This is a genomic window from Vogesella mureinivorans, assembly GCF_007644035.1.
GTDB lineage: Bacteria > Pseudomonadota > Gammaproteobacteria > Burkholderiales > Chromobacteriaceae > Vogesella > Vogesella mureinivorans.
Genome location: NZ_VMTV02000043.1, coordinates 1 through 281 on the forward strand (window position 1 = coordinate 1; position 281 = coordinate 281).

1 protein-coding gene is annotated in these 281 nt (G+C 63.0%); it reads right to left on the reverse strand.

Translation table 11 applies throughout. From position 1 onward, the window contains the following. On the reverse strand, positions 1-281 hold a 281-nt coding region (locus FLQ44_RS01025; protein WP_147692666.1), incomplete at both ends, for an AMP-binding enzyme.

The window sequence follows — 281 nt, forward strand, 5'->3', positions numbered from 1 at the left end:
TTGTCGATCTTCTGGGTGCCGAGCCGTGGCAGGCTTTCCTCGGCGATCCAGATATGTTCCTCAAGCGGCACCTTGAAGGGCGCAATCCGCTCCAGCAGGAAGGCGCGAAGTTCCGCCTTGCCGAGCGGCGGCCGCCCTTCCTTCACGTTGTACACCGCAGCGGGAACCTCGCCGAACCGCTCGTCAGGCAGGCCGAACACCGAGCATTCGGCGATGTCGTCATGCGCGTAGATCGCATCCTCCCCCTCGATGCAGGAGATATTCTCGCCGCCGCGAATGAT